The sequence below is a fragment of the Peribacillus sp. FSL K6-5616 genome (genome assembly GCF_038008245.1).
In the GTDB taxonomy this organism is placed as follows: Bacteria; Bacillota; Bacilli; order Bacillales; family DSM-1321; genus Peribacillus; species Peribacillus frigoritolerans.
Genome location: NZ_JBBOYT010000001.1, coordinates 833,884 through 855,512, shown reverse-complemented (window position 1 = coordinate 855,512; position 21,629 = coordinate 833,884). Strand labels below are relative to the sequence as shown.

The window sequence follows — 21,629 nt, the reverse complement described above, 5'->3', positions numbered from 1 at the left end:
TGCTGAACCTCTCTTCTAAATTAATTCTTTTTGAAGTTCTTCAATTTCCTTGAACTTCTTCCTTGCCTTTTTCTCGGGTACATCTTTTTTCTTAAGTAACTCGTTCAACCTTACCGATTCCAAAAAGATTTTATAATCGCTAGATACGATAAAATCATTTTTGGGAAACTTCTCTTCCAGATTTTCAGTCACAGTCTTTTCAATTTTCTTCATATGAAAACGTTGTAAGTGCTTAACTTTATAAGCGACGATAATCTTTTTGTCGTTTTTCACGACGATCACGTCATAGATGGTGTCTTCATTAGCAACTGTTTCCTTGACCTTTGAGATCAGTCCCTTTTCATCCTTTTCATCCATCCCATTAATGATATCCATCGGTTCAGGATTCGTACGTTTAATCATCGCAAAATTCTCCGTTTTTCCATCATTCTGATTGCTGCACGCCGTAAGTACACACAAAACAACTATAAAAATCAGCCAGCTTCCCTTAAAATATCTTCCTTGTCTGAACATAGAATCACATCCTAATTTATCGTTCTATTGTTATTTTCTTGTTTAACGGTTTTTTTATGAATGGTAGGATTAGGAAATAAAAAAACCCTTCCAAAATGGAAAGGTTTTTTCACTCAATAGCCTTTATTTTTATTGTTATTATTACAGCCACAATCTTTCTTGATTTTGATTGGCTGATCTTTTTTTATCGGTTTTGCATATGCCCATGGATTATTCTGTTTCTGATTCAATTCAAAACTCCTCCTTTAAGATCTATATCATACTATATGAATGATTAGACAAGTTGTTTCCAATCAAATGTCCATAATTTTACTGATTATGACCTCAATTATCGCTCCTACTGCTGCAACGGCAAGGATTAATATCAGTACGTCGCCTATAAACCAATGTTGGATATAAAGGAAAACCAGAAAAAGGCTGACCCAGACACCCACGCACCAAAAACAACTTAGCAATTGACCAATCCACCCCAGCAGACCCTTTTCTTTGGGCATTAAAAATATTTCCACAATTCCTTCTTCATTTTTTTCCTCTATCTCTTTAAAAAAGGGGCTGCGCAGCGGCTCCATGATTTTATCGAAAACGATCAAGCGTGTCAGCCTGAAGGAAGCCAAGCCTAATATGATAAATAAGGTAAATTCACTTTGTGGGGGAAACATTTAATATTGCTCCTTCACTTGGATTCTTCAATTATTTTGGCATCGATAATATCCGGCAGACCCACGAAACGGATATGGTTCCCTCTTTTAATTTTAACTGATTCCCCTCTCATGCCCAACACATGAAACCGAAGCTTTTCTCCGTTAATTACAGCCTCACATAATGGTTTTGGATAACCTTGATGATTGGATAGGCGGGAAATGATGTCACGGGAAGATTCTTTCTTCTCCACCTTTTTCCTTTTTCTCTTAACTGGCTTTTCATTTTCCTGTTCTATTTGTTCAGGATCATCCATTTTTTCAACCGGAGCTTGCTCAGGGACATATTCTTCCGTGATTTTCCTTAATCCCGTAATCTCTTTTTCAATTTCCATCATGGCATCATAAACACCAAATTCGCGTTTGACCTGTTCGATTTTTTCTTCTTTATGCTCGGCTTCTTCCTGAAGTTCCGGCTCAGCGCTGTCTTGAGGTTTAGCCTTTTTCGTTCGAAAATCACTTTGCATATTTCCACGCAGATCTGATATTTTTGCTTGATCGACATATATAAGTGGTTTGGATTCCTTATCGCCATTTTTCTCTGACATGAAAACCCTCCTTAATATTTCAAAATATCCACGGACTGCAGCTGTTCCATTTGGTATTGGACAACTTTTTTCCCGAATTTATGCCTTATGAACAAACTGGATTCTTTTTTTTGTTCCAATTTCCCGAATAGTGTACGGTCATTGATGATGAACTTACAAACAGGCTTAGGTGCAAAGGCTGGAAGTCGGGACAATAGCTCCACCAATTCCTCGGCGGTATATGAAGTGCTGATATTTTTTTCATGTAAATTGATATGTCTCTTCAGCGTATTTTGTATGGTTTGTTTTCCATCAGCACAAGGCACACCAACTTTTTCCATGTCCATGAAATCCCCTCCTTCTTTTTCTAGAATAGGGTTGAAAGCAGCTTTATGCCGATTCTCGCAAACAATGAATATCCGCTCTATGTATCATTTATATGAAACTCACCCTTCTTTATGCTGGAGATGTGACACTCCTTCAAAAAAGGACATCAAACCAAGCTTGGATATTCTGGGCATTTTTGGAGAAAACTAAAACATTTGAAGATGAAAAAATCGGATAGATTTCAAATGAGGATGCAGCAATTAAAGATTCCTGAGGAGTGGAAAATCGATAAAAAAGGGGACCGATATCGGTCCCCTTCTTTTACTGTCATCCGATTATATGGTAACCAGAATCCACATGGATATTTTCCCCGGTAATCCCGCGGGACATGTCACTTAATAAAAATACTGCCGTATCCCCTACTTCTTCTGGAGTCGTTGTACGACGAAGCGGTGCTTCTTCTTCAATCTTCTTTAAAATGGTATTGAAGTCGCGAACACCTTTTGCGGATAGGGTACGGATAGGTCCCGCTGAAATAGCATTCACTCGAATGTTATCTTTGCCAAGATCACTTGACAGGTAACGGACATTGGCTTCAAGTGAAGCCTTAGCCACTCCCATTACATTATAATTAGGCATGACCCGCTCACCGCCAAGATACGTCATTGTGACGATGCTGCCGCCTTCCGGCATGATTTCTTTCGCCGCTTTAGCTACAGCCGTTAAAGAAAATGAACTGATATTATGGGCAAGCAAGAACCCTTCACGGCTCGTGTTGACGAACTCACCGTCCAGTTCTTCCTTGTTAGCGAATGCGACACTGTGTACCACGCCATGAATGATACCTGTTTCTTCCTTAATCGTCGCAAAACATTTTTCAATGCTTTCATCCTTCGTTACATCACATTGTAAAATGATGGAGGGCTCCCCTTCCAATGTAGAAGATAGTTCCCTAACGCTTTTTTCCGTACGGTCTTTTCCGTAAGTGAAAATCATCTTTGCACCTGCTTTATGTAAGGAACGGGCAACTCCCCAAGCAATACTTCTTTTATTCGCAACACCCATTATGACAAACGTTTTTCCCTCTAATGAAAAAGTCATCGTATGTGACCTCCTATTTTTAATACAAGTTATTAGTACCTGCTACTAATGACAGTATATCAAATTTCCTTTGATAAAAACACCGTTTTCTAAAGTCCTCTGGGAATGACCCTCCAGGAGGGCCTTCTTTGACTTATAGTAAATAGCCCATTAATAATGTTGCTAATCCGAAATAAATAAGAATACTGATAAGGTCATTTATAGTTGTAATGAAAGGACCTGAAGCTACTGCTGGATCGATTTTCATTTTATGCATGAGAAGCGGGACGATTGAACCGGCAAGTGTGGCAACGATCAGAGTTATGAAAATTGAAATACCGACCAATAAACCCAGCATTAAATCTTTTTGCCAAAAATAGACGATGAAAATGATGGCAATTCCGCATGTCAGACCAATAATAAGGCCAGTTCCAGCCTCTCGAAGGACTAGTTTCCACTTGCTTTCCTGTTCTAATTCACCTGTTGCGATTCCTCTGACCGCTACTGCCAATGCTTGTGTTCCTGTATTTCCAGCCATGCCGCCAATCAATGGAATAAATACAGCCAGAATCGCTTTTTGGCTTAGTGTCTCTTCGAATCGCCCGATCAAACTCGCAGTCAGCAAGCCTAAGAACAAGAGGATGACCAACCATGGCAGCCGTTTTTTTGCAGCTGAAAATGGACTCTTATCAACATGATCCAGATCAGATATACCGGCGAGTTTTGAATAATCATCCGATGCCTCTTCATCCATGACATCAATGATATCATCAACCGTAATAATCCCTAACAAATGGTTTTGGAAATCGACGACCGGCACGGCAAGGAAGTTATAGTCCCTTATTTTTCGTGCCACCTCTTCCTGGTCTTCAGATACAGGTACGGAAACTACCCTGTCATCCATTAAATCACCAATTAAAGCATCTTCATCTGCTATGATCAAAGTCCTGAGCGACAAAACACCAAGCAGCTTCTTATCCTGATCGGTAACGAACACATAATATATCGTTTCCGCATCCGGAGCTTCCCTTTTTAAGATCTGCATGGCTGATCGAGCCGTTTCATTTGCTTCAATGGCAATGAACTCTGTCGTCATGATACTTCCTGCCGTAGATTCCTCATAATTCAGAAGTTCCTGGATTTCGCTTGCCGCTTCATCATCCATGATGGTCAAATAGCTGACGGCCTGCTCATCATTGATTTCATTCAGGACGTCAGCAGCATCATCCGCATACATATGGGAAAGCATATCAGCTGCGTAAGAAGGATTCATTTCGGCCAACAGGCTTTCGTAATCCTCTTCATCTATTTCTATATTCTCAAAAAGGTCCGCCATTTCTTCCGGTGACAAATATGTGTAAATGACGGATCTGAATTCATCTGACAAGCTTGTATAAAATTGAGCCTGATCATAAGGGTGCATTTCAAGGAACTCCGTACGAAACTGATCTAGATTTTCCGTTTTAAGCGCTTCAAGCAAAAACTCGTTATTCACTTGACTACTCTCCCGTTCCCTCTCCCGGTCCTTCATCTCCTCCATAACCATACACCTCCTAAAACATATTTTTTCATTTCCTCGTTTATATTTTATTTTTTAAATAATACTATACTAATACCATAAACATATACAAAACAAACAAAGGATGTGTCAAATGAACATCGATATCATAGGGGACATTCATGGATGTTTCGCTGAATTCAGGCAGCTGACCGAAAAAATGGGCTATACATGGGAGACTGGGGTTCCTGTACATCCCTCTGGAAGGATTCTCGGCTTTGTAGGGGATTTAACCGATCGCGGCCCCAATTCCCTTCAGGTAATCGAGGTTGTCCATGAATTAGTCATTAACCAAAATATAGCAAGGTATGCCCCAGGTAACCACTGCAATAAATTGTATCGTTATTTTTCAGGCAATAAAGTACAAATATCACACGGTTTAGAAACTACTGTAGCTGAATATGAATCACTGAACAGTCGGGAGCAGAAGAAAATCCGAAAAAAATTCATGGATCTATATGAACGTTCCCCACTTTATCAAATCATGGATGAAGGGCGATTGATCATTGCCCATGCAGGAATTCGCAGTGACTATATTGGTCAATATAGCAGTAAAGTAAAAACCTTTGTCCTCTATGGTGATATAAATGGCTCCAAACATCCGGATGGGTCTCCGGTCAGGAAAGACTGGGCCAAATCATACAAAGGGGAACCTTGGATCGTATATGGCCACACACCTGTCCCTGAAGCTAGACAAGTCAATCATACATACAATATTGATACAGGCTGCGTCTTCGGTGGAAAACTGACGGCTGTCCGTTATCCCGAAATGGATCTTCAAGAGGTGCCTTCAACGATGCCATATATAGCGGAAAAATTCAGGACATCTTTTGATTAACCAAAAAAACTCGCCATCTTGGTGAGTTTTTTTGCGTCTATGTTTTTTTACAAAATCTTGAATCATTCGTTTTAATGTGCCCCGTTATAAAAATCAGGAATCCCATTCTTTACTTCCATCGAGCAAACGGGACATATCTTCTGGCAACTCTTCTTGAAACAACATCATCTTCTTTGTGAAAGGATGTAAAAACTTCAACTCAAAACAATGCAGGGCTTGGCGAGGTATACCTCTCCTGTTCCCTCCATATAAATCATCACCAGCAAGCGGGTGACCAATATGCGCCATATGGACCCTGATTTGATGTGTACGCCCTGTTTGGAGTTCCAAATCAAGGAATGTATGGGACTCTGTGTGTGCCAATACCTTAAATAGGGTACAGGCATGCCGGCCATCCTCCCTAACTTCCCGTTCAATGATGCTGGTCGATTTTCGTCCGATTGGCGCCACTATCTCTCCTACAGGTCCTTCAACGATCCCCTCAGCTATGGCTTGGTATCTCCGTTTAACCTGTCCTGATTTTTGCTGTTCACTTAATAGGTGATGGATATGCCGGTGCTTGGCAATTAAAACCAGACCTGATGTGTCCCGGTCAAGACGTGTAACTATATGGATCGTCGCCTGTACTCCCGTCTTCCTATAATAACCCGCCAAGCCATTCGCCAGACTGCCGTTGGGATGCTCGCGGGAAGGAATGGTATTCATGAAAGGGGGCTTGGCCACCACCAATACAAACTCATCTTCATACCTGACATTCAGGGGGATCGGTTCCGGTAAAAGGCCTTCGCTTGCCTGCTCCGGCGGGAATATGACGGTGACGGTGTCACCTGTTTCAATCCGTTCCCTTACGGTTACTTCTTCGCCGTTCAACCGGATATATCCACCTTTAAACTTAATATCCGTTAATGCTCGTTTTGAAATATCGCATTTGCTGAGAAACTCTCGCAATAAAGAGCCAGAATCCTCTTCAGTTACCGACCAGGTCAAAGAAAAGTTTTGATTTGACATGAGGTGTGTCTATCTCCTTAATTAGCAATAAATGAATCATGCACTCTTTTCCAGAAAGGAAAAGGGCGGAATCTGGCAAATCGGATCTTTTCATCTGCCACCCGACACTGTATCGACTTTACATTTTCCTGAAGCAAGGACAAATGGTCGACCGTAATTTGAAAATTGACCGCATTGACCGGCCTGAACATACATGTATGATGTGCCGGCAGCAGAAGTGGAGATCCTACCGTTCTAAACACCCGGTTATTAATGGATGCCAATTCGGTAATCTGGATGGCATCGATTGATGGATGGACGATGGCCCCGCCAAGCGCCTTATTATACGCCGTGCTTCCAGATGGCGTCGCAATGCATAAACCATCTCCACGGAACGTCTCGAAATGCTGGCCGCGTATTTCAACGTCCATTACGAGCGTCCCTTCAACACTTTTGACTGTCGATTCATTCAAAGCCAAAAATCTGTTTTCCCGTCCTCCATGCTGATAACGGACAATCGTTTCGAGCAGTGGATATTCCACTATTTGAAATGGGGTTTTGGCTAAAGCTATCACCAATTTTTCGATTTCATCAGGGGTCCAATCTGCATAAAACCCAAGATGTCCTGTATGTACTCCAACAAAGGCGGTTTTATCCAATCGATTCTTATAACGGTGAAAAGCATATAATAAAGTGCCATCACCACCGACAGAAATGACAATATCCGGCTGATCTTCGTCATATTCCAAATGAAAGTCCTGAAGATACGTTCGCATCCTTTGCATTAAAGTATTCGATTTCGCATCTCCTTTTGACGTAATCGCAAATTTCATGTAATCCCACCTTCAATTTAGATTTCTTCTCGTTTACCCATTTATTTGTTCAAGAATCTTTCTTCCGGGAAAAAAGACGCTGTGCTTCCTGGATTTCCGTACGGATTTGCGACATCTCTGCATCAAGCAGGAAGGCAGCTTCAGCTGCACGTTTGAGTCGCAGTTGAATATCCTCCGGGAAAATGCCTTTATATTTATAATTTAAAGAATGTTCAATCGTCGCCCAAAAATTCATCGCAAGAGTCCTGATTTGAATTTCGGCAAGGATATTCTTTTCACCATGTATCGTCTGGACCGGATAGCGGATTACAACATGATAAGAACGATAGCCGCTAGCTTTTTTATGGGAGATATAATTCCTCTCCTCGACTATTTCGAAGTCATTTCGACCTCGTAAAAGTTCAACCACCTGTTCGATATCATCCACGAACTGGCACATCATGCGAAGCCCTGCAATATCCTGGATCTCAGTTCCCAATTTATCAATGGGAATGTCCTTTAGGCTCGCCTTATCCAATATGCTGACAATCGGCTTTACCCTGCCTGTTACAAATTCGATAGGTGAGTGAATATTCTCTCTCTCAAACTGTTTCCGTAAACCCTTTAGCTTAACCTTCAATTCTTCGACAGCCTGAGTATAAGGCGCCAAGAAATCGTCCCAACTCTCCATTGCCACACCACCTATATCTATCTAAAAAGCGCCTGTTCAACTCTGGTATGGGCAGAACGCTCTCCTAAACCCAGCAGCCAAATGACTTTATGCCAATTCACCACAGGATCCTATTAAATCTTTCTCTAGCAAAGAATATGTATTAAATTTCTATATATACGATTGACCAATTCTCGTGCTCAACGTTTATATTTTATCATATCCTGCAATTGATTCCTAAAAATTCAAGTACAATAGCAAAAAATTATTGAATTCAATTTGACAGCTGGAATGGTTCTTATATGATTAACCTAAGAATCAGCGTGAAAGGATGGGACACATGAACCAGCATATTGAAATTGAATTTAAAAACCTCTTAAGCGAAAAAGAATTTCGTCAACTGATCGAATACTTTCATGTCGGGGCATCGAACTTTAAAACACAGAAAAACCATTACTTCGATACACTTGGATTCTCTTTGAAACAGCAAGACTCTGCACTTAGGATCAGGGAGAAAAATGGGCGATACGAGCTGACTTTAAAACAGCCCGCTACAGAAGGATTATTGGAAACGAATCAAGATATTCCTGAAGAAACCGCATATGGCTTCCTGAAACATAACATATTCCCTGATGGCGAGATCCGACATCTTATCCTCGAGTGCGGAATTGATCCAAAAGAATTTACCTGCTTTGGGACACTACAGACAGACCGTTTTGAATTTCCTTACAAAGAGGGCCTGCTCGTTTTAGACCATAGTTCGTATTTGAACCAAGAAGACTTTGAGCTTGAATATGAAGTGTCGGATGCAAAAGCCGGGAAAAAAAACTTCCTGACCCTCCTTGAAACCCTTCAAATTCCGGTAAGGGAAACCGAAAATAAGGTTAAGAGGTTTTATCGTGCCAAATTCCAAAAATAATCCTGTTTGAACCCATTCGGAGGTGGAGAGTTTGAAAATCCAAGATTTCAAAACGTTTATGAAATTGCAGGCAATCCAGCAATTCACGAACGGCAACATCAAAAATACAAATTCATCTCGATCCCTTTTCCAGGACATGCTCTCGGCATTGGTTTCGGGTGATGCTCTAGAAGGCACTTCGCAGACATTGGGTTCCTTATTATCCAATGTGGAAACGGAAGCGAAGAAGTCCTTTCTTCAACCCATCGGCCTGACATCCATGAACATCAACCCGATTTCCACTGCCCACGCTAACAATCAGAGCAGCGAAAACGCAACAAACTATGATCATATCATCAGCCAGGCGGCAAGTTTATATAATCTCCCGGAAAAACTGATTAAGTCTGTCATTAAACAAGAATCGAACTTCAACCCTGAAGCCACCAGTTATGCGGGTGCAACAGGCCTTATGCAGTTAATGCCAGAAACTGCAAAAAGCCTTGGGGTGGATGATGCAACCGATCCAGAACAAAACATCATGGGCGGGAGTAAATATTTAAGTCAAATGATGGCACGTTATGACGGGGACATTCAGGTTGCCCTTGCTGCTTATAATGCCGGGCCAGGAAATGTCGATAAATATAACGGCATCCCTCCTTTTAAAGAAACTCAGAACTATGTCCAAAAAGTTTATGGCACATTTTCAAGCTAAAGCAAGCTGACCCTGTTTATTTATGATGGGTCAGTTTTTTCATGTCTATATATGCTTCTTCCACGCACCCTGAACAAATGGTAAAGCTCCTCAAATGCTGTCATCTTCGTTCATTTCCCTGTGTCATACTACAGATGTAAAATTTTCTTTAAGCTATATATTTGTTATATCAGTACGTCATTGATAAAATATGAATAAATATCAACCATCTTTCTTTAAAAGGAGTAATCAACATGATGCAAGGGAACCCTACACCATATGAATTAATTGGAGAAGGGCAATTACACAAATTAATTGATGTGTTTTACTCCAACGTTAGTCAACACCCGGATCTGCAGCCAATATTCCCTGACGATTTAACTGAAACGGTCCGTAAGCAAAAACAATTTATGACTCAATATTTAGGCGGTCCCTCTTTATATACCGAAGAGCATGGCCATCCTATGTTGCGGGCTCGACATATACCTTTTGAAATCACACCAGAACGTGCGAAAGCATGGCTCTCATGCATGTATCAAGCCATGGACGAAGTTGGCCTTGAAGGTGAGATTAGGGAGTTTTTCTATCACCGCCTCTATTTGACGGCACAGCATATGATCAATACATCCGGAACTGACGGGAAAGGAGAAGGCAGTTGAGCGCACAAAAACCAGTTTTCAATATTTCCGATTGGATCAAGACGCAGCATTGCTATGATATAGGAAAAAAGCCAATTGAAATTTATGTTTTTGTTGATCCGCTTTGTCCCGAGTGCTGGGGCTTAGAACCAATTATTAGGAAATTACAGATAGAATATGGCCAATTGTTCAGTTTACGCCATGTTTTAAGCGGTAAAATCGATACTCTTAATATGGGGAAAAATAAAAATTATGAAAACCTTGCTCAAGTTTGGGAAAAGACAGCCAGCCGCTCGGGAATGTCCTGCGACGGGAGCCTTTGGTCTGAAAACCCAATCTCTTCTCCATATACAGCTTCCATCGCAATAAAGGCAGCGGAATTGCAGGGCCGTAAATTGGCCATTCGCTTTTTAAGGCAGCTTCAAGAATATGTATTCATAGGTAAAAAGGATATATCCAATATCGAGGTCTTGACCGAATGTGCCAAAATGGTCGGTTTGGATGTGGAGGAATTCCTTTATGACATCAATTCTTCCAGTGCAGCCAAAGGCTTTCAATGTGACATGAAAATCACAAGTGAAATGGAAGTGACTGAAATACCTTCCCTTGTCTTTTTCAATCAAAATATTGAAGAAGAGGGAATAAAGGTTTCAGGTGTCTATTCCTACGAGGTATATGTTCAAATTTTAGAAGATATGCTGAATGGTCTTCCAGCCCCCGCACCCCCTCCCTCTCTCGAAGAATTTCTTAGCTGTTTCAAACTAGTGGCCACAAAGGAGATTGAAACGGTTTATAATATGAGTAAGAATACCGTCGAGTTGGAAATGAAAAAGCTTGTTTTAAAACAGTTGGCAGAGAAAATTCCTGCTAAATACGGAACGTTCTGGAGATACACAAAGAAGCAGTCATGAATTTGACTGCTTCTTTGTTTGTTATATATTAAAAAGGAAAAACCATGCAAATCAAAAGATTGCATGGTTTTTTATTATAAGAAATAAGGGGATGGGAGAAATTTTTCACGATCAAACAAAGGGGTATAAGTTTGTTTGTGATTCACTTCACAATATATAATATAACAGATAACCCATTTATGTTTCAACCATATGTGTAACTTTTCACAAATTGTTCACAATATATATTTTTCGTCTTTTATTATCCTTTCTGGTATATATAGCTAAATAAGAGACGGTTTTAATTTTTAGGCCATACGTGTTTTGATAGCTGATTTAGTATGGGATTGAGTCTATTTGTGAAATGCGTCACAATAATAACTAAACATTTCTTTTTATTAATTCAGCTTACATTCAACTTTTATTACTACCGGTGCCATTATATTTCATGCACATGAAAAACCCCGGCAAATCACGAAATTTGCTGGGGTTTTCACCTATTTATACGATTAAGGGGATGGGAGAAATTTCACGACGAACAAACAAAGGGGTATATGTTTGGGATGTGATAACTTCTATATCTGTACTATAGCAGATTACACACCTTATTTGCAAGAACTTTGTGCGCGACTTCACATTATTGTCATATTCTTAGAATACTGCTTATTCTAAAACATACTATCTAATAATGAGCAGATGAGTTTTTACTGCTGCCAGGTTGGAGGTGACCAAATTGAAAGGCTTTATTCTACTCATACTCTTGATAGGGTCGCTATTTGTCCAGCTACTCGGTATCATGGACCTCATTCCTCTGTATTTTACCTCCCCTATTTTATTTTTTGTTTTGTTCATAATTCTTCATAGCTTAAATCAGAGAAACCGTTTTAAAGGATTATGACGGACATCCAGATAAAGATGAAAAGGACCCGAAGTGTTCGGGTCCTTTCCACATCCTATTTATTCAAAAGATCTTCCAACTCATTTAATTTTTCTTCGAATACATTCATGGCTTCTTGTACAGGCTCGGCTTTTGTCATATCGACGCCAGCCTTTTTGAGTACTTCAATCGGATAATCGGAACTTCCTGATTTCAAGAACTCCAGATACCTTTTGACAGCAGGCTCTCCTTCTTCAAGGATTTGCTTGCTCAATGCTGTTGCTGCACTGATTCCAGTTGCATATTGATAAACATAGTAATTATAGTAGAAGTGTGGAATACGAGCCCATTCCAAACCGATTTCTTCATCAATGGTCACGTTCTCGCCAAAGTATTTCTTGTTCAGCTCATAATATTCCTTAGTAAGCATATCCGCCGTCAACGCTTCCCCGTTTTGAGCTTTTAAATGAATGGTATGTTCAAACTCTGCAAACATCGTTTGTCGGAACAATGTGCCACGGAAACCTTCCAGGTAATGGTTCAGTAAATAGATGCGTTTCTTTTCATCTTCGATCGAATTCAGTAAATAATCATTCAACAGGTTTTCATTACAAGTCGATGCAACTTCCGCTACAAATATTGAATAATTCCCGTATGGATATGGCTGATGTTTACGTGTATAGTAGCTATGGACCGAATGCCCAAACTCATGAACGAGCGTGAATAAGTTATTGACGTTATTTTGCCAGTTCATTAGAATATAAGGGTTCGTCCCGTATGTACCCGAAGAATAGGCACCGCTTCGTTTCCCTTTGTTCTCATGCACATCGACCCAACGGTTTTCAAACCCCTCTTTCAAAACGTTCAAATAGTCCTCCCCTAGCGGAGCAAGACCTTTAAGGACATAATCTTTGGCCTCGTCATATGTCACTTCCATCTTCACTTCTTTAACAAGAGGAGTGAATAGATCATACATATGAAGTTCATCTAATTTCAGTACCTTTTTACGTAAATCAAGATAACGGTGCAGTAATGGCAAGTTGTCGTTGACCGTTTTAACGAGATTATCGTAAACGGTCTCCGGAATGTTATTATTACTTAACGCCGCTTGGCGTGCTGAATCATATTTTCGAACCGTGGCATTGAAATTGTGGTTTTTCACCTCACCTGACAGGGTTGAAGCAAATGTATTACGGAACTCCCCATACTTGCTGTATACCCCTTTAAATGCCTCCTCACGTACACGGCGATCTTCACTCTCAAGAAATCTGATATACCTTCCGTGAGTAATTTCCACTTCATTTCCCTCTTCATCCTTGATGGTCGGGAATTTCAGATCGGCATTGTTAAGCATACCGAAAGTATTGCCCGATGCATCGAGTACTTCTGATGCCTTCGCCAATAGTTCTTCCTGCTCTGCTGATAGGATATGGGGTCTCTGAAGATTAATTTCCTCTAAAGAATGTTTATATAATTTCAATTCCTCTTTTTCTTCCAAAAACCCTTCAACTTTACTTTCGTCAATACTCAATAGTTCAGGAACCATATATGAAAACGCAGCCGCTGCCTGTGCGTATAAAGCTTTTGCCCGGTCCTCCATCCCTTGATAAAATGGATTGGTTGTATCTTGATCATTGCGCATATGTGAATAAGAATAAACTTTCCCTAGCTTCTCGAAAACCTCATCTTGAAGTTGGAGGGCCGCAAATAACTTTTCTGCGCTTTCTCCCAATGTCCCTTTATGTGCCTCCGCTTTCTTGAGGTCTTCCTTTACCGCTTTGAAGGCAGCTTCCCAATCTTCCTCGGTTGCGAAGATATCTTCCAGTCTCCACGTATCTTCAGGAGCTATTTCACTTCTTGAAGGTAATGTATTCGTTTTTGTTTCCTGTGCCATAAAAATTCCTCCCCATTCTATAGAAACTTGCCATTGGGCTAACTCATTAAACCGGATTGAAACTACAATGCTTCATTTTGTTTAATTCCCAGTTCTTATTACTATTTCTCCATTTACAAAAATAATCCTGCCATTTCATCTGAATTCAAGATAAATTGAGATGTTATCACTGATTATACTGGATATTCCCCTTTTCCATCATCAATTTATGCTTATCATAGAAATCTTTTTCCAAAATTTGAGCTTGATCACTGGTGAAGGGAAGGGTAAATTCCTTTTCAACTTTAAAAACCCCTTCTTCCAGCTTTGTTAGATAACCCAATTGCTCCAAAAGCATGATATATTGATCTAAAGGATACTCGATGGTTTTTTCATGAAGCAATGGCAACGGTCGGAACTTAATTTCCCCTTTTTTTGAACGCTTTCTAAAAATGCGGATAATATCAGCCATATAAATCTTTTCCCCTGTTCTTTTCTCTTGAAACACATCCATGTATAACCATGCCTGCCATTCGATCGAGGCAGTTTCGATCAACAGCATCCCTCTGACGGGAACACCCACTTCAATTGGAAGTGTCGCAGGTGAAATATGATGTAAATATAGGGCTTCGAAAACAGGATCGCATCTGCGTGCTGTTTTCACTCGATGGAGGGACCAGCCATTTCGTTTATATCTCCATACAGGCAGAAAAGGGAAACGAAGGCAGTTTTGGGGCACTGCCCGACTAGGGGGAAGGAGCTTTAGAGAAGCTGTTGTCAATTCGGCAAAGACGGTTCTAGGGGTAAAAGGAGTGAGGTTCTTCAATACTGATAAATGATCAGTTTCCGGGCAATACATCCAAAGAAACGGATGATGACAGCTGCCGGTGACGAAGAGCCATTGGAAGCGGGATATACTGAATTCATAAAAGCTTTTCCTTTTTAAGCTTTTTGCAGCGAGGATCCAGATTGGTTTAATGCCTATGCTTTGATAGGCTCTTGACCTTTCCATGAATTCCGCCTCGGGGATAACTGAGCATTGAAATTCTATCGCATAACGATTACCTCCTATCCTCACTAAAATATCAGTCCTTTTCTTAATTTCGGGAAGGTAGGCTTCTAGATCCACATGATAACCATGTGATAAAAACCACTGAAACAATTTTCTTTTTCCCATTAAATGATAGGCGGATTCCGGTTCTGAAGAAGCACGGCATGAAGAACTATTTTTATGGGCGAAATGCGGAACCCTTACACTTCCCGCTTTGATGGTCAATTCCATCTTGCAGCATGGGCAGTAATAATCTGCTGACTTTCTCCAGTCATCAATCATGTTTGCCGGTATCTTTTCAGGGAGGGTAATCCAAGTCCCATCTTTATTTATCGCAGTTAGCATACATCTCCTCCTCATCCACTACATTCGCCTGGTTCGCTTAGGATTCCTTTTAATGTGCAAAAAAAAAAATGCCTGATCGGCATAAAAGAGAGTTACAATTAAAGAAGGGGTGAAAGCAATCGGCAAGTGGACTCCAATAATTTCAAACCGAAATTACGTTTGGAAAACTCATCAATCTCCACTTCCTTGGATACCTTTATATCTTCCATGTAATCATTCACCAGCTGCTGAGCACTTTCCGTCCGGTAAAGAAATGCATTGACTTCGAAATTCAGGTGAAAGCTTCTCATATCGATATTGGTTGTCCCAATTGATGCCATTTGGTCATCCACTATGATGATTTTACTATGCATGAAGCCTTCATTATATTGAAATATACGAACTCCAGAAGCAAGCAATTCGGGAAAATAAGTTCTCGAAGCATGAAATACGATACGTTTATCGGGGTTCTTCGGGACGAGAAGCCTGACATCCAAACCACTTAAAGCAGCCACCTTCAATGCTTGTAAGATATTGTCATCAGGAACGAAATACGGGGAGGCAATCCAGACGGACTTTTCTGCTGAAGTGATCATCTTAAAAAAAATGCTTTTAATGATCGTCCATTCACTATCCGGCCCGCCGCCAATCAATTGAACTCCGCCATGTCCGTGATGGTTCGGCATTCCAGTCATGAGGTATTCATCACTTAAAAAACTATTGTTGGTGCTATAATACCAATCCTGCAGAAATATGAGCTGTAACGTTCTGACCGCTTCCCCCTTTATGATGAGATGCGTATCCCGCCAAGAACCGAATTTCTGGTCTTGTCCCAAATATTCATCCCCTATATTGAGGCCGCCGGTGAAACCGACAGAGCCATCTATCACAATTATTTTACGATGGTTGCGAAAGTTGAATTTATTATTTAATAAAGGGAGATGCAACGGACCAAAGGCCACCATTTCGGCTCCCGCATTCTTCAGTTCATCGATATAAGATCGAGCTAACTTCCAGGAACCAACCGCATCATAGAGAAAACGGACCTTTACCCCTTCTTTTACTTTTTGTATCAAGATGTCTTTTAGCAGTCCGCCAATGCGGTCATCCCTAACAATAAAATATTCTAAATGAATATGATGTCTTGCTTTTTTTAATTCTTCGATGATATTGGAAAATGTCTCCTCACCATTCCGTAAAACCCTGGTTTCGGTCGTAAATGATACAGGACTATTCCCCAGCCTATTTGCAAGAGTGATTAACTGCTGTGGGTGATCGCCCATTTCCTTAATTCGTTCATTATATCCCGCTTCGCCGCTTATTTTCACGAAAGTCTGTTTATCCAAAAAGTACTTCTTGCGAAATATCCTTTCTTTCCGAAAATTACGGCCAAACAAAAAGTAAAAAATGAAACCGATGAATGGGAAAGCGCAAAAAATAACAAGCCATGTTATGGTCTGGATGGGATCTCGATTTTCCAGGAAAATGTTGAATCCAATTATCACCAAGAAAAGGGTCAAAATAAGGCTAGAATAAAAAATCAGCCCGCCATCAACGCCATTTAATAGAAAATGCCAAGTGCTGACCAACATGAGAATAAGCAGACCGATGCCAACTATATTCTTCACCTAGACTCCCTCCAATTAACAAACACAGGAACATTAAAAAAACCCCCTTAGACGAAAAGGCCGATTTCTACTGAAATCGGCCTCAACAGTCTATGCGAAATATTTATCGACCGTTGTGAATACATCATTTTCGATAACTATCTTTCCGTACTCTTCAAGCATGTGCACCGTTATAGGCGACTCCTGGCTATATTCCAATAAAAGACTTAGAACATTATCGATTTCTTCCTCATCAATCTCCGCTTCGGAAAATTCGATATAAAGATAATATTTATTCTGATAAACATAAAGTTTAGTCGTCCAATCATCCAAGCCATGACGTTTGCTTAATGAAATGACATCTTCGAAATCCTCGAAAGTCGTGATGAATTCAATCATACCATCTTCGAATGTCATTCCGCTTTCTTCATCTTTACCATGAAAATGTTGATCAAGAAGCGTATCCATCTTGTCTGATACATTCAAATCCCTTAACTTATCATCTGAAAGAGGCAGCTCGAGTTTCTGACCATCTTTGGCAAGCTGGGCTTTTGTGACCAAAACTTCCAAGCCTTTTTCAAGGGCTTGAACTTGAATCCATAAAGGTCCTTCAATCATGAATTCTTCTTCCTGATGCACTTCATCCATCATTTCCCAAAAAAGTTCCTCACTTCGCTCGCGGCTGTACCAAATTTCTTCGCGATCAAAGCCTCTTTCCTCAATATCTATATAGGAAATATAAAATTTTACTGTATCGTCATTAATGCGTTCGATTTCCATGATTCCCCTCTCCCTTCCTTTCTCATTTTGAAGGGATAATAACCCCCAAGCGAAAATTGCTCTTAAAAGCTCTTTACCCGTAAGTGAATACTGTAAATCATGATAGTCATTAAAACAGACTATTTTACATCATTTTATGACAAAACCTTGAAGAAGGGAAATAAAAAACATTACTTATCTAAAAAACAATTGTTTGCCTAATATTCCATTCATTCTATAAAAAAATACATCCGCATGCAACTATCATAATGCTTTATTAAATTTCACTCTTACTGCCGTCAATGTCATATTATATACATGGCATGATGAGCTGCATTCTTATTTTTTCTTTAAATGATGACCGGTTCAAGGGACCTGTTGCAGCTAAGAAACGACCGCTGTCGCCTATCAATCCTGTTATGTTCCCCGTCATTAAGTTAAAAAAATCAGCGGAAAATCGGATATGTATAAAGAAAAAGCCCTGCACATTTCCTGGCAGAGCTTGAAAGACCTTATTAGTTGACCATACGTTGTGCTTCCCGTAATTGGAAGGTACGAACTTTACGTGGTAAAAATCGTCTTATCTCATCTTCATTATAACCAACTTGAAGCCGTTTCTCGTCAAGGATAATTGGACGTCTCAACAGTCCAGGATTCTCCTTGATCAATTTATATAATTCTTGAAGAGGCAGGCTCTCTAAATTTACGTTTAACTTTTGGAAAGTTTTTGACCGTGTTGAAATGATTTCATCGGTTCCATCTTCTGTCATTCGAAGAATTTCTTTAATCTCATCAATCGTTAACGGTTCTGAAAAAATGTTTCTTTCTTTATATCCAATCTCATGTTCCTCTAACCATGCTTTTGCTTTTCTGCATGAAGTACAACTAGGTGATGTATATAATGTTACCATGCTTACTCACACTCCCTAAATATAGAATCGGTGATCTATGAGGGGAAATCTACTATTAGTATTCATAAGTACCACTCTAATTTGAAATAATTTTAAATAAGTATTTCATGTTCCTTATTATACACTAATTTTTTTAAAATGAATACCCTTTTTGATATTTGAAAAAATCCTTTAAAACTTCCTGTTCATGCTGTACTATAGCTATTTCATTTTTTTATGTAATACATTAAGACCACATTTTCTAATTGAAAAAACATAGCTGCCATTCTCATTTAACTCTCAATTCGGCCCTCATGATTAATTAATTATCTCGTTACTTTTATTTACCCCCAATCCTTGTCAATAAACAAGATCATGTTAATATATTTTCTTTAATAAAAAGCAAATTCCTCCTTTTACAAGAAAAACCATTCTTTTAGCACATATATTTCCAAAAGTGAAAAAGGTAATTCGAAAGAATCCGCAATAAGGGAGTAATCTACCATCCAAGAAGTTATAGATATTCATTTACCTGCAGAATATGCACAATAAAAGACATACCATTTGATTCCAGAAATCCGCTCCCTTTCCGCCGACTGACTGCGGGGGCTCGGCTACCCAGTTATTCGGCAGGAGTGTCGCTCATTTCTTCCGTCCATTAAGGGGTACTGTAAAAAAACATGAAGGATAAACTAGTCTTGTTTAAAATTATGGTTCGGGGCGAGAGGATTCGAAACTCCTTTTGCCGGAAAATTGATGGACCGCCAGACTGTAGACGAATTGGAGAAGAAGAGCCAGTTTCCTACAATATCTCTAAAAAAAGAAGTTCCAGCTAATTGGAACGTAAGGTACGAGACTCCTGCGGGAAAAGCGTGGCCAAGGGAGACTCCGCAGGGCGAACGCCGAGGAGGTTCCCTGGACCGCCCGCGGAAAGCGAGTGCCTGGAGTGGAAATCATTACACATACCCACTTTCGGAAATCCGCTCCCTTTCCGCCGACTGTCTGCCAAGCCTCTTCACCGTAAGCGGCTGTGGAGTCTTGGCTACCCAGTTATTCGGCAGGAGTCCCGCAAATTTCTTCCATCCTTTAAGGATTACAGTAAAAAAACATCAAGGATCACCTATTCTTAAATTTGGTTCGGGATGAGTCTTGCCTACGGTTTTTCTTAAAATTTCATTCCAGTTGATTCCAGAAATCCACTCCCTGTCTGCCCAGCATCCTCGACGCTAGCGTCTGCGGGGTCTCGGCTAGCCAGCATCTCGGCAGGAGTATGGCAAATTTCTTAATATAGTGGACATCCAAAATAACTTTATTGAATATTAACCAAGTTCTCCTTTAAAAAGCAGGATTTCGACAAACTAAAAAGGGCCGGTTAACAACCGGCCCTTTCAGACTGTAGACAAACTCGATGAAAATCGAGTTTGTCTATTTTTATGGCTTGTACAATTTGGACGTTGATTTCCACTCCAGGCACTCGCTTTCCGCGGGCGGTCGGGGAGCCTCCTCGGCTTTCGCCTGCGGGGTCTCCCCTAGACGCGCTTTTCCCGCAGGAGTCTCGTACCTTCCGTTCCAATCAACTTTGTCTTACCTTTTAGATAGAACACTTTTGCCTGGAGTCATGTTTGTTTTAAAATAGAAGTATTAAAACTTGAGGTGATGAGGATGCTTTCTAAACATGATTCTATTCAGCGAGATCAACTTGAAATGATTACTTTAGATCAATTGGTGCCACCGAACCATTTGGTTCGTAAAATGGAGGCTGCCATTGACTTCACTTTCATTTATGACTTGGTGAAAGATATGTATTCAGAGGTAGGACGCCCAAGTATTGATCCAGTTATTTTAGTTAAACTGACTTTCATTCAATATACCTTCGGTATTCGTTCCATGCGTAAAACGATTGAAGAAGTTGAAACCAATATGGCTTACCGTTGGTTCTTAGGCTATGGTTTCCATGATAAAGTACCTCATTTCTCTACGTTCGGGAAAAATTATGAGCGACGCTTCAAAGATACAGATCTGTTTGAACAGATTTTCTATCGCATTTTAATGACAGCTGCTAATAAAAAGTTAATAAGTGCTGAACACGTTTTCGTGGATTCCACACATGTGAAAGCCAGTGCGAATAAACGGAAATTTGAAAAGAAAATCGTTCGTAAAGAAACACGAGCGTATCAAGGACGTCTTCAAGAAGAAATCAATCAAGATCGTGAAAACCATGGAAAAAAGCCTTTTCCACCAGATAAATTTGATAAAGAAGAGACCAAAGAGATTAAAGAAAGTACAACGGATTCTGAGAGTGGCTACTATGTGAAAGATGAACGAACAAAACAGTTTGCCTATTCATTCCACGCGGCCGCAGACCGCAACGGTTTTGTATTGGGAACGATTGTAACACCTGGAAATACACATGACAGTCAGATCTTAGAGCCACTAGTTGAACAAGTGATTGAGAAAGTTGGAAAACCGGAAGCCGTTGCCGCAGATGCAGCTTATAAAACACCAGCGATTACAAGCTACCTATTTAACAAAGAAATCATACCGGCTTTACCTTATACACGTCCTCGCACCAAAGAAGGATTTTTCCGCAAACAGGACTATGTATACGATGAACATTTTGATTGTTACCTTTGCCCTTCGGGCGAAACTTTAAAGTACTCAACAACAAATAAAGAGGGCTATCGCGAGTACAAATCGCCAAAACAAATTTGTACAACATGCTCATTTTTATCTCGGTGTACAGAAAGCAAAGACTGTCAAAAAGTGGTGACACGGCATATCTGGCAAACACATGTGGAAGAAGCAGATCATCTGCGTCATCATCAAGATGTAAAACCTATATATGCAAAACGTAAAGAAACGATTGAGCGTGTATTCGCAGATGCAAAAGAAAAGCATGGTATGCGTTGGACTACTTTAAGGGGACTTAAAAAATTGTCGATGCAGGCGATGCTTACTTTCGCTGCCATTAATTTAAAGAAGATGGCCAATTGGACATGGCAAGGTCCAAAAATGGCCTAACATAGTGGGCTCGTAGAGCCCCAATCTCTAAACTTTAGGCGAAAATTCAAAGGGAATTTCAAAAGGGGTTCAGAATTTTTTAATTCCGAACCCCTTTTGT

At 40.2% G+C, this 21,629-nt stretch carries 20 protein-coding genes; 6 read left to right on the top strand and 14 right to left on the bottom strand.

The annotated features are described in order from the left end of the window. Positions 1-15: 15 nt before the first annotated feature. The 6 genes from MHB45_RS04095 to mgtE all read right to left on the bottom strand — a co-directional run bounded on the left by MHB45_RS04095 (position 16) and on the right by mgtE (position 4,676). On the bottom strand, positions 16-513 hold the full coding sequence (locus MHB45_RS04095) for a YhcN/YlaJ family sporulation lipoprotein (RefSeq protein WP_048686567.1): 498 nt from the start codon (positions 511-513) through the stop codon (positions 16-18). A 293-nt stretch (positions 514-806) separates the two neighbouring features. Then, positions 807-1,172 carry a DUF1360 domain-containing protein gene (locus MHB45_RS04090; RefSeq protein WP_034314467.1) on the bottom strand — a complete coding sequence of 122 codons (366 nt, stop codon included), beginning with the start codon at positions 1,170-1,172 and terminating at the stop codon, positions 807-809. 14 nt (positions 1,173-1,186) lie between these two features. Next, positions 1,187-1,759 (bottom strand): hypothetical protein, encoded by a 573-nt coding sequence (locus MHB45_RS04085; RefSeq protein ID WP_048686565.1) that lies wholly within the window; start codon positions 1,757-1,759, stop codon positions 1,187-1,189. Between the two features lie 11 nt (positions 1,760-1,770). Next, positions 1,771-2,085, bottom strand: coding sequence for a hypothetical protein (locus MHB45_RS04080; protein ID WP_048686563.1), 315 nt, complete (start codon positions 2,083-2,085; stop codon positions 1,771-1,773). A gap of 307 nt (positions 2,086-2,392) precedes the next feature. Beyond that, entirely contained in the window at positions 2,393-3,166 is a 774-nt protein-coding gene (gene fabI / locus MHB45_RS04075; RefSeq protein WP_034314473.1) for an enoyl-ACP reductase FabI, read from the bottom strand. 133 nt (positions 3,167-3,299) lie between these two features. Continuing rightward, entirely contained in the window at positions 3,300-4,676 is a 1,377-nt protein-coding gene (gene mgtE / locus MHB45_RS04070) for a magnesium transporter (RefSeq protein WP_048686610.1), read from the bottom strand. Between the two features lie 121 nt (positions 4,677-4,797). Between mgtE and prpE the strand changes: the two genes are divergently transcribed. Further along, on the top strand, positions 4,798-5,541 hold the full coding sequence (gene prpE / locus MHB45_RS04065; protein WP_048686560.1) for a bis(5'-nucleosyl)-tetraphosphatase PrpE: 744 nt from the start codon (positions 4,798-4,800) through the stop codon (positions 5,539-5,541). Positions 5,542-5,634: 93 nt separating this feature from the next. Here prpE and MHB45_RS04060 read toward each other — a convergent pair whose 3' ends face one another. From MHB45_RS04060 to MHB45_RS04050, 3 genes are read right to left on the bottom strand one after another with little or no spacing between them, the layout of a single operon-like run. Further along, a complete protein-coding gene (locus tag MHB45_RS04060) occupies positions 5,635-6,549 on the bottom strand; it encodes an RluA family pseudouridine synthase (protein ID WP_048686558.1) in 915 nt (304 codons plus the stop codon). Between the two features lie 17 nt (positions 6,550-6,566). After that, on the bottom strand, positions 6,567-7,361 hold the full coding sequence (locus tag MHB45_RS04055; RefSeq protein WP_034314482.1) for an NAD kinase: 795 nt from the start codon (positions 7,359-7,361) through the stop codon (positions 6,567-6,569). Between the two features lie 49 nt (positions 7,362-7,410). Next, entirely contained in the window at positions 7,411-8,031 is a 621-nt protein-coding gene (locus MHB45_RS04050; RefSeq protein WP_034314484.1) for a GTP pyrophosphokinase, read from the bottom strand. Positions 8,032-8,350: 319 nt separating this feature from the next. Between MHB45_RS04050 and MHB45_RS04045 the strand changes: the two genes are divergently transcribed. From MHB45_RS04045 to MHB45_RS04030, 4 genes are all read left to right on the top strand, one after another. Continuing rightward, entirely contained in the window at positions 8,351-8,929 is a 579-nt protein-coding gene (locus MHB45_RS04045; RefSeq protein ID WP_048686556.1) for a CYTH domain-containing protein, read from the top strand. A 31-nt stretch (positions 8,930-8,960) separates the two neighbouring features. Beyond that, the gene (locus MHB45_RS04040) at positions 8,961-9,620 is read left to right on the top strand and encodes a lytic transglycosylase domain-containing protein (RefSeq protein WP_237766597.1); all 660 of its coding nucleotides are present in this window, start codon (positions 8,961-8,963) and stop codon (positions 9,618-9,620) included. Between the two features lie 233 nt (positions 9,621-9,853). Further along, complete coding sequence (locus MHB45_RS04035) at positions 9,854-10,258, top strand: globin domain-containing protein (protein ID WP_048686552.1); 405 nt, start codon at positions 9,854-9,856, stop codon at positions 10,256-10,258. Next, positions 10,255-11,148, top strand: coding sequence for a ClpXP adapter SpxH family protein (locus MHB45_RS04030; protein ID WP_053087428.1), 894 nt, complete (start codon positions 10,255-10,257; stop codon positions 11,146-11,148). Before MHB45_RS04035 ends, MHB45_RS04030 begins: the two co-directional genes overlap by 4 nt. Positions 11,149-12,080: 932 nt before the next feature. Here the strand turns inward: MHB45_RS04030 and pepF are convergent. The 5 genes from pepF to spxA form a co-directional block, all read right to left on the bottom strand. Continuing rightward, positions 12,081-13,898, bottom strand: a complete 1,818-nt coding sequence (gene pepF, locus MHB45_RS04025) for an oligoendopeptidase F (RefSeq protein ID WP_048686548.1) — start codon at positions 13,896-13,898, stop codon at positions 12,081-12,083. Between the two features lie 166 nt (positions 13,899-14,064). Continuing rightward, entirely contained in the window at positions 14,065-15,273 is a 1,209-nt protein-coding gene (locus MHB45_RS04020) for a competence protein CoiA (RefSeq protein WP_048686547.1), read from the bottom strand. Between the two features lie 98 nt (positions 15,274-15,371). Next, positions 15,372-16,880, bottom strand: a complete 1,509-nt coding sequence (gene cls / locus MHB45_RS04015; protein WP_072272577.1) for a cardiolipin synthase — start codon at positions 16,878-16,880, stop codon at positions 15,372-15,374. A 90-nt stretch (positions 16,881-16,970) separates the two neighbouring features. Continuing rightward, the gene (mecA, locus tag MHB45_RS04010; RefSeq protein ID WP_034314498.1) at positions 16,971-17,639 is read right to left on the bottom strand and encodes an adaptor protein MecA; all 669 of its coding nucleotides are present in this window, start codon (positions 17,637-17,639) and stop codon (positions 16,971-16,973) included. Between the two features lie 494 nt (positions 17,640-18,133). Beyond that, on the bottom strand, positions 18,134-18,529 hold the full coding sequence (spxA, locus tag MHB45_RS04005) for a transcriptional regulator SpxA (protein ID WP_034314502.1): 396 nt from the start codon (positions 18,527-18,529) through the stop codon (positions 18,134-18,136). Positions 18,530-20,170: 1,641 nt separating this feature from the next. Here spxA and MHB45_RS04000 point away from each other — a divergent pair. Then, on the top strand, positions 20,171-21,529 hold the full coding sequence (locus MHB45_RS04000) for an IS1182 family transposase (protein ID WP_072272405.1): 1,359 nt from the start codon (positions 20,171-20,173) through the stop codon (positions 21,527-21,529). The last annotated feature ends 100 nt before the right edge of the window (positions 21,530-21,629 follow it).